The organism is Streptomyces bluensis (genome assembly GCF_014650715.1).
GTDB lineage: Bacteria > Actinomycetota > Actinomycetes > Streptomycetales > Streptomycetaceae > Streptomyces > Streptomyces bluensis.
Genome location: NZ_BMVM01000007.1, coordinates 24,954 through 39,530, shown reverse-complemented (window position 1 = coordinate 39,530; position 14,577 = coordinate 24,954). Strand labels below are relative to the sequence as shown.

The following is a 14,577-nucleotide window of genomic DNA, read 5'->3' as shown; positions in this document are numbered from 1 at the left end:
TCAGATCCCCCCGTCCACCGCGATGGCACCGCCGGTCACGTACCGGGACAGGTCGCCGACGAGGAACAGCACCACGTCCGCGACCTCGTCGGGGGCGCCGAGCCGCCCCAGCGAGGTCAGCGCCCGGTAGCGGGCCTGCAGCGCCTCGTACTGCTCGGGCGGGAGCTCGGCCGCCGCCTCCGTCTCGATCACGCCCGGGTCGACCATGTTGACCCGGATCCCGCGTCCGCCCAGCTCCTTGCAGAGCGTCCGGGTCAGACCGATCAGGCCGGCCTTGGCGGCCGTGTAGTGCGCCCGCTGGGGGAGACCGACCGTGGCCACCCGGGAGCCCACGTTGACCACCGAAGCGCCCTCGCCGAGCAGCGGCAGCGCCTGCTGCGTCACCAGGTAGGCGGCCGTGAGATGGGTGTCGAGCACCCGGTGCCACTCGTCCTCGGGAAGCTTCTCGAAGGGGATGTGGCTGATGACACCGGCGTTGTTGACCACGGCGTCCAGCGAGCCGTACCGGGAACGCGCCTCCTCCAGCAGCCGCCGCACCTGCGCCGGATCCCCGACGTCCGCGCGGACCAGGTGGTGGTCGCCCGGTATCTCCTTCAGCTCGCGGGCGAGCGAGGAGGCCGCCTCGTTCTCCTGCCGGTGGCAGGTCAGGACGTTGGCCCCGGCCCGCGCCAGGGTGAGCACGATCGCCCGCCCGATGCCCCGGGTGCCGCCCGTCACCAGCACGTTCCGGTCCGTCAACTGCACGCTCGTCATGGCCTCTCCACAGTCCGTGCGGCGGCGGCCGCCTCGACGCGTTCCTTGATGTGCGCCATCTGCACGGCGCTGTTCTTCTCCAGGTGCGCGGCCATCGCCCCGTCGTCGAAGGGCATCTCGTCCTTGACGTGGAACTCCTGGACCCAGCGCATCTCCACGCCGCCGTCGGTCTCGCGGTAGTCCCAGAACAGGCGCATGAACTCGAACGGGCCGGTCTCCACCCGGTGTGCCCGCACCGTGCGGGTCGCCGGGTCGGCCGTGCGCAGCGAGACCCAGCTGTTCACCTCGCCGTTCTCGTCCGGGTACATCGTCAGGCGGAACCGCACGGTGTCGCCCTCGCGCTCCAGGACGTCGACCCGGGCGTACTCGGTGAACAGCCGCGGCCACGACTCCACGTCGTTGGTCATGTCCCAGACCAGGTCCATCGGCGCGTCGATACGCACCGAGCACTCCGTGCGGGCGGTCACGAGGCCACCGCCCCGGGCAGCCGGCCGCGGACGTACTCCGCCAGCTTCCCGGGCGTGGTCAGGTCCTGGACCGCGTCCTCGGGGATGGCCGTGCCGTACTCTTTGTCGATCTTGGCGACGATCTCCAGCAGGGCCAGCGAGTCGTAGCCCAGGTCGGTGAACTCGGTGTCGGCGATGTCCGACTCCAGTTCCACCGAGTCGTCGACGCCCACCGACGCGCGCATCACGCGCCGCAGGTCGTCCAGGGTGAAGTCCTGCATGAGTTCCTCCAGTTGGCGTGCGGGTGGGTTCAGTCCTGCGCGGCCCGGACCACGAGGGCGGAGTTGAAGCCGCCGTGCCCCCGGGCGAGCACCAGCGCCGTGGAGACGGGCGCAGGCCGAGGGCGTTCGACCACCAGATCGATGTCGTAGTCCGGGGCGGGCTCGGTGACGTTGGCGGTGGGCGGGACGACGCCGTCGCGGATCGACAGCAGCGCCGCCACCACGTCGAGGGCGCCGGCCCCGGCGTAGAGCCGCCCCGTCATCGACTTGGGCGCGGTCACCGGCACCCGGTGCGGGCCGAAGACCGCCGAGATCGCCTCGGCCTCCGCGCGGTCCAGGTGCGGGACCCCGTAGGCGTCCGCGAACACCACGTCCACGTCGGCGGGGGCCACCCCGGCATCCGCCAGGGCCCGTTCCATGGCCACGCGCAGCGTCGGCGGCCGCCCGCGCCCGGGAGCCGGGTCGAAGGTGGCGGCGTATCCGGCGATCTCGCCGTAGCGGTGCGCGGCACCGCGCTCGGCGGCCCGCCGCGCGTCCTCGACGATCAGGATGGCGCCGCCCTCGCCCGGCACGTAACCACAGGCGTCGGCGGCGAAGGGCAGATACGCCCGGGCCGGGTCGTCGCGCCGGCTGAGGTGCCCGGGCAGCTGGGCGACCAGGCCCGCCGGCGACATGGCCGACTCGGTCCCGCCCACCATGACCATCCGGTGCCCGCCCCGCAGCAGCCGACGGCCCTGACCGATGGCGTCGAGGCCGCCGGCCTGCTCGCTGACCACGACACCGCACTGTCCGCGCAACTTGTGCCGGATCGACAACTGCCCGGTGGTCGCCGCGAAGAACCAGGCGATCGACATGTAGGCGCCCACGTCCGAGGGCGAGCCGCTCCACAGGTTCTGCAGCTCCCGCTGGCCGAACTCCACGCCACCGGTGGCGTTCGCAGTGACCACGCCCATCTCGTACTCGGGCAGCTCGGCCGGCACCACACCGGCGTCCTCGATCGCCATCTGCCCGGCCGCCAGCGCCAGATGACTCATGGTGGAGGTCTCCACCAGCAGCCGGCTCGGCACATGGTCCGCCGGATCGAATCCGCTGACCTCGCCGGCCAGCGTCACCGGGTACGACGAGGGGTCGAACCGCTCGATGCGGTCGATGCCGCTCTTGCAGTCCAGCGTCGCCGCCCAGTACGCCTCGGTGTCCGTCCCGTTGGGGGCCATCACGCCCAGCCCCGTGACCACGGCCGTCATGCGGGCACCGCCTCGGGATCGGCCACCACGATGGCGCTCTGGAAACCACCGAACCCGCTGCCGACGGACAGCGCGACGTCCGTACGGTGCTCACGCGCCGTCACCGGCACGTAGTCCAGGTCACACTCGGGGTCGGGGCGGGTCAGGTTGGCGGTGGGCGGCACCACGTCGTGCGCGACGGCCAGCGCGCAGGCAGCCACCTCGATGGAACCGATCGCGCCGAGCGAGTGCCCCACCATCGACTTGATCGAGCTCATCGGCACCCGGTAGGCGTACTCGCCCAAGGTCGCCTTCACCGCCGCGGTCTCGTGCCGGTCGTTCTGCCGGGTGCCCGAGCCGTGGGCGTTGACGTAGTCGACGGCCTCCGGGTTGAGCCGGGCCTCGTCGAGGGCCACCCGGATCGCCTCCGCCATCTCCCGGCCGTCCGGCTTGAGCCCCGTCATGTGGTAGCCGTTGGCGCGCCCGCCGTAGCCGGCGATCTCGCAGTAGACACGCGCGCCCCGGCGGCGGGCCGCCTCCAGCGACTCCAGGACGAAGAAGGCGGCGCCCTCACCGAGGACCAGCCCGCGCCGCTCCGCGTCGAAGGGACGGCAGGCCGTGTCGGGCTGGTCGTTGTAGGTCGAGGTGGCCTTGATGGCGTCGAAACAGGCCAGGGTGATGGGGGAGATGGGCGCGTCGGTCGACCCGGCGATCACCACGTCGGCGCTGCCGTCGCGCAGCAGCGCCGACGCGTGCCCCAGCGCGTCGATGCCCGAGGTGCACCCGGACGAGACCACCGCGGCCGGTCCTTCGGCCCCGCACGCCCAGGCCACCTCCCGCGCCAGCGAACTGGGCGCGAAGTAGTCGTACAGATGGGGCACCGCGTACTCGTGGTCGACGAGCCACTTGCGGCCGCCGTCGCTGACCACCCGGTACTCCTGCTCCAGGCCCATCGTGCAGCCCACCGCGTTGCCCACGGTGACCGCGGTGCGGGTCGGTTCCTGGGCGTCCAGGTCCAGCCCGGAGTCCAGCAGCGCCTCGCGGGTGGCGACGACGGCGAGCTGAGCGGCGCGGTCCATCCGCCGGATCTCCCGCGGGCTCAGCCCGTGCGCGGCCGGGTCGAAGTCGGCCTCGGCGGCCACCTGGCAGCGGAAGTCGGCCGGATCGAAGAAGGTGATGCGCCGGGTGGCGGTGCGCCCCGCCGTGAGCATCGACCAGAAGGCGTCCCGGCCGACGCCTCCGGGAGCCACCACGCCGATGCCGGTGACGGCGACACGCAGGGCGTTCATCGCGCGCCGCCGACGGGCGGGGCCGGCTCGTCCGACCGCTCGGGCAGGAACTCCGTGTCGACGTGGCCCAGTTCGGGCCGCGGCGCCAGCGGTGCCAGGTGGAAGATGACCTGGGCCCGCTCGTCGCACAGGTTGACCATGCGGTGCCGCATGCCCTTGGGCACCATGACCGAGTCGTCCGCCGCCAGGTCGATCAGCTCCTCGCCGATCCGGATCTGCAGCCGGCCGGCGATGACGTACACGAACTCCTCGGAGTACGGGTGGAGGTGCTCGCACACGTACTCTCCGGGCTCCAGCGTGAGCGAACCGCCGAAACCCGACGTCGAGTGGACGGTGCGCGGACTGAGCAGGATGCGGACGTCACCGCCGCGCTTCCGGTTCGGTTCGACCGCGGCGCGGCTGACCTTGCGCACCACAGGTGGGGGAGTCACGTTCTTCTCCTCGTCGCCGGGGACGCCGGCACCGGTGGCGCTCACCGGCTGGGCGTCCAGGTGTAGAAGGCCTCGGCCATGGCGTCCTTGGGCTCGCGCCAGTCGGGGTCGTACGGCGTCATGAACCGGGCGAGCTTGGTGTGGATGTCCTGGTAGAGGGGGTGGCTGCGGGCCCGGTAGAGGTTCTCGGTGATGTCCTGCTCGGCCTCGACCAACTGGAAGTACAGGCCGTGGAACCGGAACAGGGTGCGGCGCGAGACGCCGACCATGTACGGCAGTTCGGTCGCGTCCGACTCGGCCCAGATCTCGGCCACCGCCTCGGTGTCCTCCGGGTCCATCTTCGCGACGACGAGCGTCCTGTGCGCCATTGATGCCTCCTCGTTCCTGTGGGTCGATCGTGCTGGTGGGGTCTCAAGCCCGTGTGAAGGGCGACTGAAAGCCGTCAGCCGGTGATCCGGAACCGCCCGACCCGCACCCGCGAGCCCGCCAGCAGCAACTCGTCACGGGTGGGCTGCCGGTCGCCGGGCAGCCCGACCCGCAGGGCGGCGACCGCGCGCGGGCCCTGCCGGGCGGCGAGCTCGCCGAGCAGGTCGGCGACCTGTGCCGGGTCCTCCACGACCCGCGGTTCGGCCGTCCGCCAGCGGCCCCGCAGGCGCAGCCGCACCGGCCGGCCCCCGCGCAGGTTCACGGGCCAGCCGGTGCCCACGCTGGTCGCGAGGACCTCGTCGCCGTCGTCGCCCCAGGGCCGGTAGGCCACCGGGATCCGGTAGCGGGTCCCGGTGCGGCGGCCGGTGTACTCAAGCAGCATCAGCCGCCGGCTGACGAGGACGTGCAGGCGGGACAGCAGCAGCGGCCGCACGATCCGGTTGGCCGCCCGGGCGATCGCGACCGGCGGCGGTTTCCAGTCGTCGGCGGTGTCGGCCCTCCCGCTCACGCCAGTGTCACCAGCTTGTAGAAGCCGTCGAACACCCGGGGCCGGCCGGTGGTGGTGCTGGTGATCCACGAGCTGAGCACATAGCCACCGGGCCGCAGCCGCAGCCCCACCCGCGCCGATCGGCCCGGGGACAGCGGCGGGGACCCGGCGGCACCGCCGGTGATCGGGTACGTCGGCGGTGTGGTGCCGTCGCGCAGCGCCGCGAAGAACGCGTCCACCTCGGCGGCGGTCGTGCCCGGCCGCACGGGCAGCAGCACGGCCTCGTTGAGCACACCGGAGTCGTTGACGACCAGGTGTGTGCCGCCTGCGTGCAGCTGTCCGCCGCCGGACACCCAGAACCCGGACGGGGTGTGCCGGATCACGTCCACCGGCACGGGAGGCTCCCCGTTGCCCACCCCCTCGACGGTCAGCCGGTGCGCGACCGGACGCTCGCTGCTGTCGAAGTCGTAGGCGATGAAGTAGTACGTGCCCGGCCACAGGATCTGGGTGAACACCGCGTCGGTACCGGGCTGGACCGCGGCACCGCCGAGGTTCACCGACTCGCTCTCGACCACGGCGGCGGCCGCGGCGGCCTCGGCGGGCGTGGGCGCGTTCGTCATCGCGGTCAGGTCGTCGAGGTACTTGTCGACGGGGACCCGCAGCTGGACGAGCGGCAGCCCCATGCCGCCCTCCGTGGGCGTGCCGACCCGGAACGACACGGGTCCGGCGGGCACCTTGGCCGGCGCGGTGACCGAGCCCGCGGCGACGACGACGTCGTACACGGGGGCCTTGGCGGCCGCGGCCGCCCGGGAGGCGCCGGGCAGCGCGCCCAGCAGGGCGCCCGCGGTCAGGCCGGCGCCGAGGAGCATCCGCCGCCTGGACAGGCCGGCGTCGGCACTGAGGGGGAGAGAGGTCACGGTACGGGTCTCCTTACGGGGTGGGGCATACGTCGATGGGGGACAGCCGGGGCAGGGCCTAGGCGGCCGTGCCGCCCTTGTGGCCGACGATCAGGGAGTCGGCGTCCGTCAGCGGCAGCGTCTCGGTGCGCTCGAAACCCGCCTGCGCGAGCCAGCCGCGGCAGTCGGCGCCGGTGTACTCGGAGCCGCCCGCGGTGACCAACTGCATGTTCAGGCTGAGCAGCAGGTTCTTCGGGTCGCGCCGCTCGTCGTCGATGAGGGCGTCGTAGATGAGGACCGCACCGCCCGCGGGCAGCGCGTCGTAGGCCTTGCGCAGCAGGGTCAGGCGCTGTTCGTCGTTCCAGTCGTGCAGGACGTGGCCGAAGATCAGCACGTCGGCGGAGGGCATCGGACCGGTGAAGAAGTCGCCGGCGTGGAAGTCGAGCCGGTCCGCGAGACCGAGCCGGGCCACGTGCTCGGCGAAGAACGGCTCCACCGGCGGCAGGTCGAAGCTGCCGCCCCGCAGGTGTGGGTGCTCCTTCACGATCGCGGCGGCGAGGTTGCCCCGGGCGCCGCCGACGTCGATGAACGAGGCGCGGCCGCTCCAGTCGAACTCCTTGGCCAGCGCGGGCCCGACCAGCGCGTTGGCGCCGTCCATGGCGATCATGAAGCCGCGGACCGCCTCCGGCTTGGAGTAGAAGTCGTCGAAACGCGTGGGCCCCTTCGTCTGCGGAGCGCCGGTGCGCAGCAGGTCCGTCAGCTGCGCCCACAGGTTGAACTGCCAGTTCAGCATCTTCAGGAAGCCGCCCCGGTAGGGCAGCTTGGCCTGGTCGAGGTAGAGGTCGGCGGCGGGGCTGTTGCGGTAGACGTCGCCCTCGCGCTCCAGCGCGCCGAGACCGACCAGCGCGTCCAGGAAGTCGCGGGTGGCGCGAGGGTGCAGCGAGAGCCGCTCACGGATCTCCGGTTCCGGCGCCGGCTTTTCGGCCAGCAGGCTGAACAGTCCGAGTTCGACGGCGCTGAGCAGCGTCTTGGACGCCCAGTAGCTCTGCCCGAGCTCCAGCAGGGCGGCGGCGTCGGGGGCGTCCGTGGCGTCGGACGCGCTGGGGGCGTGCGTGTCGGGCATGCGGAACTCCCTGGGATGTGGACGGATGGAAGAACGGTGGGCCGCCTGAGGGCTCACAGGGCCAGGCGGACCCGGTAGCGGTCCAGCCAGTCGTTGAGCTGGAAGAGCATCTCGACGTGGGTGCGGGCCACCCAGGCACGAGGTCCGGTGACCAGGGCCTCGGGGTCCTCGGTGAACACCCGGGCCGCCTCGGTGTCGATCAGCCCGGCGGCCGGCGCGTCACGGTCTGCCGCCAGGCGGCGCAGTCCGTCGCACAGGGCGCGCGCGTACGCGACGTCCTGTGTCACCGGGTAGGGCGACTTGCGCCGCTGCAGGATCGACTCGGGCAGGACGTCGGTGAGCGCCGCGCGCAGCAGGCTCTTCTCCCGGCCGTCGAAGCCCTTCATCGACCACGGCGCGTTGAACACGTACTCGACCAGCCGGTGGTCGCAGTACGGCAGGCGTAGGGCCAGGCCCAGCGACTGCGCCACCGACTCGCTGTGCGGCAGCAGGGTCTCCAGCCAACTGGTGACGTTGAGGTACCAGATCTCCCGCATCCGGCGCTCCTCGCCGGAGGCCCCGGGCACGTGCGGGACGCGTGCCATCGCCTCCTGGTAGCGGTCGGAGCAGTAGCCGGGCACGTCCAGCTTGGCCAGCAGTCCGGCCTCCAGCAGGTCGGTGCCCATCCCGTTGCGGCCGCCGCTCCACTGCGCCATCGCCGTCCACGGGAACGTCCGCGCCTTGAGCAGCGGCGGCATGGACATCCACATGGTGCCGCCGAAGATCCCGTCGGCGGCGTCGCCGAGGACCGCCACGTCGGCGTGCTCCCGGATCGCCCGGAAGAGCACGTACAGCGAGGTGTTCATGTTGCCCAGCGGACTCGGCACGTCCTTCGCCCGCAGGGTGTTGGCCTTCACCACGGGATCCAGCAGGTCCTCCGTGCCGAGCACCACGTCGGTGTGCTCGGCACCGACCTTCTCGACCAGTTCCCGTGCGTAGGGGGCGTCCGGCGTCGACCACACCTCGTCGGCCTGGAACTCCTCCTCCTGGCGGAAGGAGGCGGTGAACGTCCTGAGCGGCGGCGCGCCCCGCTCACGCAGCGCCCGGGCGGCGAGCGCGGTCACCCCGCTGGAGTCGAGACCGCCCGACAGCATCAGGCACAGCGGCACGTCGGCGTCCAGCTGCTCGGCCACCGCCTGCTCCAGCAACTCCCGTACGGTGCGCACGGTGGTGTCCAGGTCGTCGGTGTGCTCCCGGGCCTCCAGCGCCCAGTACGTCTCCTCGCGCAGGCCCGCGCGGCTGACCCGCACCAGATGGCCGGGGCGGACTTGGTGCATCCCGCGGAAGACACCGTGCCCGGGCGTCCCGGCGTACGAGAGGATCTCCCGCAGGCCGTCCAGGTCGACGACCGGCTCAACGAGCGGATGGGCCAGGATCGCCTTGCGCTCCGAGCCGAAGACCACTCCGTGCTCGGTGGGGTGGTAGAACATCGGCTTGTTGCCGAGCCGGTCCCGGGCCAGCAGCAGTTCCTGGGCGCGGTGGTCCCACACGGCGATGCCGAAGACGCCCACCAGCCGCCGTACGCAGTCCGCGCCCCAGCGCAGGTAGGCGGCGAGGACGACCTCGGTGTGACCGTCGCCGCGGAAGCGGTGCCCGCACGCCTCCAGTTCCCGGCGCAGCCCGGCCGCGTTGTAGATCTCCCCGTCGAGCGCGGCCACCGCCACCGTCTCGCCGTCGGAGAGGAACGCGACCGGTTCGGGCGGCGCCTGCGGGGCCACGGTGATCTGCCGGCGGTGGCCGAGCACCGCGCGCTCGCTGGACCACAGTCCCTCTCCGTCGGGGCCGCGGCAGGCCATGGTCGCGGTCATCGCGCGGACGGTGGCCCGCTCGCGCGTCAGGTCGCGACGGTGGTCGACCCATCCGGCGATACCAGACATGTGCGCTCCTCGTGTTGGGATGTCGGCCGGGGCGGTGAAGCCGCACCGCACGCCCGGCGGCGGAGGGCGGGACGCGCTCTCCGGCGACGTACGGCGCGTACGGCGGACGCGGGCCGCACACGGCTCGGCGCGACCGGTGCCGACAGGCTGTCCGGCACCCCTCGGGCGTTTGTCGAGCCACGATGGAGCGCACTGGCCCCGCCCCGGACGCGGGGCCGGTGTCGAGCCCGGCTCGAATGGGTCTTGAGGCCGCGCGGGCACTGTCCAGCGACGTCGTGTCATCCGTCGCCATCAGTCGTCGTCCGCCGCGGGGCGGGCGCGGAAGTGAGGGGCCCATGATCGAACTGCTGGGCACAGCTGCCGTCATCGGCAGCGGCGTCGTGGCGGGAGTGTTCTTCGCCGTGGCGGTCAGCGTGCTGCCGGCGGTGCAGACACTGCCCGCGGACCGGTACGTGGAACTCCACCGCAAACTCGGCGAGGGCTACCACCCGGTGATGCCGCTGGTGGTCACGGTGGGAGTCCTCGCCGACCTCGCCTTGCTGTTCGTGGCCGACGGCGGCACCGTCCGCGCGCTGTTCGGCGTGGCGCTGCTGGCCATGGTCGGAGTACAGGTCGTCTCCCAGTTCGGCAACGTGCCGATCAACAAGAAGGTGCACGCCCTGGACCCGGCGGCCCTCCCGGCCGACTGGCAGGACCCGCGGCCGCCCTGGCGCTCCTGGCACCGGCTGCGGACCGCGTTCGCGCTGACCGCGCTGGCCGTCAACGCCCTGGCCGTGGCGCTGCTGCCATGAGCGCCACGCCCAGGCCCCCGGTGGCCCCGGAGGGCCCGCCGACCGCACCCGCGACCCGGCGCCCGATGCGGGCGCTGGCCGTGGTTCTGCTGGCCGCGTTCATGAACCAGTTCGACGTCATGGGCGTCAACGTCGCCGTGCCCGAGATCCAGCACGATCTCGGCGCCGGGGAGGCCGCGGCGCAGTGGGTGCTCGCCGGATACGCCCTGCCGTTCGCCCTGCTGCTGGTCACCGGCGGCAGGCTGGGCGACCTCGTGGGGCGCCGCCGTGTCTTCCTCGCCGGGACCGTGGGGTTCACCCTCGCCTCGGCGTTGGCCGCGGCGGCCGTCAGCGTGCCGCTGCTGGTGCTCGCCCGGGTCCTCCAGGGGGCCTCGGCCGCCCTGATGGGACCTCAGGTCCTCACGGTGCTCCAGCTGATGGTGCCGACCGCCCGCCGCGGCCCGGCGATGGGCCTGTACGCCGCCGTGATCGGCCTGGCCAGCCTGGCCGGACCCGTCCTGGGCGGGGTTCTGGTGCAGGCCGACCTGTTCGGCTGGGGCTGGCGCGCCCTGTTCCTGGTGAATCTGCCCGTCGGTGTGCTGGCCGTGATCGGCGGACTCCGCTACCTGGGGGAGTCCCGGGAACCGGACGGCCGCCGCCTCGACCTGGCCGGGGTGGGGCTCGCGGCCGTGGCGCTGCTGCTGTTCCTGTGCCCCCTGACCTACGGCAGGGAACTGGGCTGGCCCTGGTGGGCGTGGGCGGCGCTGGCCGCCTCGGCACCGGCGCTGGGACTGCTCGTGGCACACCAGCGACGGCGCGAACGGGCGGGCGGAGCCCCGCTGATCGCGCTGCACCTGTTCGGCGGGCGGGTCTTCACGGCCGGCGTGCTGGTGACGTTCAACCTCGCCGCGCTGATGACCGGGTTCTTCTTCGTCTTCGTCCTGTTCCTCCGGCACGGCCTCGGCTTCGACGCCCAGCAGGCCGGACAGTGCCTGCTGCCGTGGGCGCTCGGCACCACGCTCGCCTCCTTCCTGGCGATCCCCCTGGCCCGCAAGCACGGGCGGCGGGTGCTGGTCGGCGGCAACCTCGCGGCGGTGGCCGGCGTGACGCTGCTGACGGTCACCGTCGCGGCCGCGGGAGACTCCCTCACGATGCCTGCGGTGGTGCCGGGCCTGCTGCTGTTCGGAATCGGCGTCGGCCTGGTCAGCACACCCGTCCTCAACGTCACGCTCAGCGGTGTCGCGCGGGCCGACGCGGGCTCCGCGTCCGGGGTGTTCTCCACCTTCCGGCAGGCGGGCGCCGCCGTCGGCGTCGCCGTCACCGGCGGGGTGTTCTACGCGCTCGTGGACGATCCGGCCGCCGCGCGCCCGGGGGACTACGTGGACGCCGTCGTCGTGACCATGCTGGCCCAACTCGCCGTCGTCCTGGTCACGTTGGGCCTGGTGTTCCTGCTGCCCCGGGAGGACGGCGCCTCGCACGGCCGTAAGTGAGCCCCGCGCGGACCAACGTCGGCCCCGGCCGCCGGACGAACCGGCGGCCGGGGCCGCGGCGACGCAGGAGGGGGCGCCTCAGCCCGCCGCCGGCGTACGACGCCGCAGTCGCCGTACGCCCCGGACGACGGCTGTGACGATGCCGATGAGCATGATGCCGCCCCACAGCATGTCCGGCACGTTCGTCCCGGCAGGGATCGCGCACACCAGGAACAGCGCGGCCAGCGCCCAGGTCCGCCGGTCCGGGCCCGGAGCGGCACGACGGGCCCGCAGCGCCAGACAAGCCGCCGGCAGCAGCAGGACCAGGGACCACCACATGGGCGGCTCGTAACCGTCCACCGCGTCCTTGACCGGGCCCGTCACCAGCGCCAGCGGCAGTACCCAGACCGCGACGAAGTAGCAGCCGGTCACCACCGCGGCAAGCGTCCACCACCTCCCACCGGGAGAGGTGCGGAAGGCGATGGCGGCCCGGTCGGCGATGTTGAACGGCGAGTACAGCCGGTGCCGGCGCCGCCCGGTCACCAGCGCGGGCAACGCCGTCACCTCGGCGCCCGCGTACCGGGTCAGCGGGCACAGCACGAACCCGAGCAGCGTGTACAGGCCCAGCCCGTCGTGCAGGGCGGCCGGGCCGATGTCCAGCGGGTAGAGCAGCGACGGCAGCAGGAACAGCGCGGTGCCCGTCCACGGGCTCACTCGGTCCAGCAGCCGCGCCGACAGCAGCCGGTAGGCCACCGTGTACGCGACGGCGACCAGGACGCAGCACAGCACCGTGCGCAGGAAGTAGGCCCCGTCGAACCGGCTGTCACGGTCCACCCGGTACCACACGGCGACGGCCGCGAACAGCAGCCGCAACGCCCGTCCGGCCGCCGGCATGTCCAGGCCGACGACGGGACGGCCCTCCGCGTCGGGGACGGTCTCAGGCGGCCGCAGGGCCGCCCGTGGTTCGCTCGTCATTGCGCACACCTCCGGAGTGCGGAAAGGGAAGAGCCCCGCGGCAGAGGCGCCCAGGTGTGCTCGCCCGCGGGGCGGGGCCCGGAGCGCGGCGGCAACGCCACGGAGATCCATCAGAAGGACCCTGGCTGGGCAGTACAGCTAGATCAGCACGCCGATCGCCACGCCGTTGACGCCGAGCGCGACGAGGGTGAAGGAGGCGCGCACCAGGTTCCAGTTGCGCCAGCGCACCCGCCGGTGCACCAGCCGGTCGAAGTCCGGCGGCAGACAGTCGGGGTCGAGCGTCTTGAGCCACTTGTTGATCGGGACGTTCCGCGTCAGCGAGACGAGGACGGTACCGGTCAGCAACACGACCGCCACGGCGTACAGCGCCTGCGCGGCGCCCCGGGGGGCCACCACCGCCAACGCCAGGTTCGCCGCCAGCGCTGTGAGCAGACAGGCCGGCATGAAGGGGTCGAACCGTGTCACCAGCAGCTGGTGCAGGGCGACGTACCGCTGTGGCGGCAACGTCAGCAGAAGGGGCGCGCCGAGTACGGCGATCATCATGCCGCCCGCCGCCATACCGCCGGCGACCGCGGCCACCGGCACCAGGATGTGAGTCCACCAGTCCATGGCTCAGAGCTCTCCGTCCGCCCGGGCCTCACGGCCGCCGACCTGGGGCGCCCAGCGTCGGGGGGCGATCTCAAGCACGCGCGGAGGATCGCTGGAGAGACGCGCCCCCGGGCCGCCTCAGCCGGGGGTTCAGGACGCCTCCATGGGTATTCGAGAGGCCGTGCCCAGGCTTCGTCGGGTCGAGCCTGGAGGTGAGTGCGGTGGAACCCACGCGAACGGCCCCGTATCTGCTGCTGTGGTCGGCGCCGGACGAGAATCGCGAGAGCCGTCGGCGGTACGCGATGCGCCGGTACCTGACCCTGGACGACGCGCCGGGCCGGCTGCCGCGCGCGGTCCGTCTCGTCGCCGACCGGCGCGGCACGGGCGCCGTGCGGGGCGCCGCCGTCGCCGGTACCGTCGACGAGGCCGTGGGGGCCCTGAGCGGCGGTCACCCGCCCCGCCCGCCGCGGCACCGGCCCGTCGTCCTGCTCTTCCCCGGCCAGGGCACGCAGCACCTCGGCATGGCCACCGGCCTGTACGGCTACGAGCCGCTGTTCACCCGGGCACTCGACCAGGTCTTCGCCGCACTCGGACCCGAGGGACACCGGCTGCGCGACGAATGGCTCTCGGGCGACCCGGACGTGCCGCTCGACGACGCGACCCGCGCCCAGCCGCTGCTCTTCGGCATCGGGTACGCGCTGGGCCGCATGGTGCTCGGCTGGGGCGTCACCCCCGCCGCGCTCCTCGGACACAGCGTCGGTGAGCTCGTGGCGGCCACCGTCGCGGGCGTGTTCACCCTGCCGGACGCCGTCCGTGTGCTGCGCGACCGGGTCGACGCGGCCGTCGCGACCGGGCCGGGCGGCATGCTCGCGGTCGCCGCGTCCGTGGACGAACTCGCCGGATACCTGCCGACCGGCGGGCAGGTGGCGGTCGCCGCCGTCAACGCGCCCCGGCAGACCCTCCTGGCCGGCCCCGACCCGCAGCTGCGGGAGGTCGAGGAGAAGCTGCGCGCCGACGGCCTGACCTGCCGCCGGGCCGCCGCGCGGCAGGCGTTCCACAGCCCCGTCATGAACCGGGCCGCAGAGCGGGGCCGCGACCTGGTGGCGGCGGTCCGGCCCGGGGCACCGGCCTGGCCGCTGTACTCGGGTTACACCGGCGGCCCGCTCGACGCCGCCCGCGCGGTCCGGCCGGAGTTCTGGGCCCGGCAGCTCGCGGACCCCGTGCTGTTCTGGCCCGCCCTCGACGCGCTGCTCGCCACCGGCGACCACCTGCTGCTGGAGGCCGGCCCCGGGCAGGGCCTCACCGCCATCGCCCGTCAGCACCGCTCGGTCCGTTCCGGCGCCAGCACCGCCGTCCCCCTGCTTCCGGCCCGGCCGGGCCCGCCGGAACACGACCGGCGCACGCTGCTGACCGCGGCCGGACAGCTGTGGACCGAGGGCCACGCCCTGGAACCGCCCGCCCCGGACCCGGTTTGCCCGTGACACCGGTGCGGCCGCGGCGGTGC

General features: G+C 73.3%; 16 protein-coding genes. 3 read left to right on the top strand and 13 right to left on the bottom strand.

Features of this window, described 5'->3' with window-relative positions; translation table 11 throughout:
* The 11 genes from IE262_RS18915 to asnB all read right to left on the bottom strand — a co-directional run bounded on the left by IE262_RS18915 (nt 1) and on the right by asnB (nt 9,271).
* On the bottom strand, nt 1–753 hold the full coding sequence (locus tag IE262_RS18915) for an SDR family NAD(P)-dependent oxidoreductase (protein ID WP_134027767.1): 753 nt from the start codon (nt 751–753) through the stop codon (nt 1–3).
* Nucleotides 750–1,220 (bottom strand): SRPBCC family protein, encoded by a 471-nt coding sequence (locus IE262_RS18910; RefSeq protein WP_134027765.1) that lies wholly within the window; start codon nt 1,218–1,220, stop codon nt 750–752. The genes IE262_RS18915 and IE262_RS18910 overlap by 4 nt, the downstream gene beginning before the upstream one ends.
* Nucleotides 1,217–1,480 (bottom strand): acyl carrier protein, encoded by a 264-nt coding sequence (locus IE262_RS18905; RefSeq protein WP_134027763.1) that lies wholly within the window; start codon nt 1,478–1,480, stop codon nt 1,217–1,219. The genes IE262_RS18910 and IE262_RS18905 overlap by 4 nt, the downstream gene beginning before the upstream one ends.
* A gap of 29 nt (nt 1,481–1,509) precedes the next feature.
* Nucleotides 1,510–2,724: a ketosynthase chain-length factor gene (locus IE262_RS18900; protein WP_134027761.1), complete on the bottom strand. Its 1,215-nt coding sequence runs from the start codon at nt 2,722–2,724 to the stop codon at nt 1,510–1,512.
* A complete protein-coding gene (locus tag IE262_RS18895) occupies nt 2,721–3,992 on the bottom strand; it encodes a beta-ketoacyl-[acyl-carrier-protein] synthase family protein (RefSeq protein ID WP_134027759.1) in 1,272 nt (423 codons plus the stop codon). The genes IE262_RS18900 and IE262_RS18895 overlap by 4 nt, the downstream gene beginning before the upstream one ends.
* Nucleotides 3,989–4,468 carry a cupin domain-containing protein gene (locus tag IE262_RS18890; RefSeq protein ID WP_229877335.1) on the bottom strand — a complete coding sequence of 160 codons (480 nt, stop codon included), beginning with the start codon at nt 4,466–4,468 and terminating at the stop codon, nt 3,989–3,991. The genes IE262_RS18895 and IE262_RS18890 overlap by 4 nt, the downstream gene beginning before the upstream one ends.
* The gene (locus IE262_RS18885) at nt 4,465–4,791 is read right to left on the bottom strand and encodes a TcmI family type II polyketide cyclase (RefSeq protein WP_134027757.1); all 327 of its coding nucleotides are present in this window, start codon (nt 4,789–4,791) and stop codon (nt 4,465–4,467) included. The genes IE262_RS18890 and IE262_RS18885 overlap by 4 nt, the downstream gene beginning before the upstream one ends.
* Nucleotides 4,792–4,865: 74 nt before the next feature.
* Nucleotides 4,866–5,357, bottom strand: coding sequence for a nitroreductase/quinone reductase family protein (locus tag IE262_RS18880; protein WP_229877334.1), 492 nt, complete (start codon nt 5,355–5,357; stop codon nt 4,866–4,868).
* Nucleotides 5,354–6,253, bottom strand: coding sequence for a hypothetical protein (locus tag IE262_RS18875; protein WP_189875052.1), 900 nt, complete (start codon nt 6,251–6,253; stop codon nt 5,354–5,356). The genes IE262_RS18880 and IE262_RS18875 overlap by 4 nt, the downstream gene beginning before the upstream one ends.
* Nucleotides 6,254–6,311: 58 nt before the next feature.
* Nucleotides 6,312–7,355 (bottom strand): methyltransferase, encoded by a 1,044-nt coding sequence (locus IE262_RS18870; protein ID WP_189875050.1) that lies wholly within the window; start codon nt 7,353–7,355, stop codon nt 6,312–6,314.
* A 53-nt stretch (nt 7,356–7,408) separates the two neighbouring features.
* A complete protein-coding gene (gene asnB, locus IE262_RS18865) occupies nt 7,409–9,271 on the bottom strand; it encodes an asparagine synthase (glutamine-hydrolyzing) (protein WP_189875048.1) in 1,863 nt (620 codons plus the stop codon).
* A gap of 335 nt (nt 9,272–9,606) precedes the next feature.
* On the opposite strand from asnB, the gene IE262_RS18860 reads away from it, so the two are divergent.
* Nucleotides 9,607–10,062, top strand: coding sequence for an anthrone oxygenase family protein (locus tag IE262_RS18860; protein WP_189875046.1), 456 nt, complete (start codon nt 9,607–9,609; stop codon nt 10,060–10,062).
* Nucleotides 10,059–11,531, top strand: a complete 1,473-nt coding sequence (locus IE262_RS18855; RefSeq protein ID WP_189875044.1) for an MFS transporter — start codon at nt 10,059–10,061, stop codon at nt 11,529–11,531. Before IE262_RS18860 ends, IE262_RS18855 begins: the two co-directional genes overlap by 4 nt.
* 78 nt (nt 11,532–11,609) lie before the next feature.
* Here IE262_RS18855 and IE262_RS18850 read toward each other — a convergent pair whose 3' ends face one another.
* Both IE262_RS18850 and IE262_RS18845 read right to left on the bottom strand, forming a co-directional pair.
* Nucleotides 11,610–12,485, bottom strand: a complete 876-nt coding sequence (locus IE262_RS18850; RefSeq protein ID WP_134027743.1) for a DUF6410 domain-containing protein — start codon at nt 12,483–12,485, stop codon at nt 11,610–11,612.
* 138 nt (nt 12,486–12,623) lie between these two features.
* Nucleotides 12,624–13,094: an anthrone oxygenase family protein gene (locus IE262_RS18845; protein ID WP_134027741.1), complete on the bottom strand. Its 471-nt coding sequence runs from the start codon at nt 13,092–13,094 to the stop codon at nt 12,624–12,626.
* A gap of 200 nt (nt 13,095–13,294) precedes the next feature.
* Between IE262_RS18845 and IE262_RS18840 the strand changes: the two genes are divergently transcribed.
* Complete coding sequence (locus tag IE262_RS18840; RefSeq protein ID WP_229877333.1) at nt 13,295–14,554, top strand: acyltransferase domain-containing protein; 1,260 nt, start codon at nt 13,295–13,297, stop codon at nt 14,552–14,554.
* Nucleotides 14,555–14,577 lie beyond the last annotated feature (23 nt).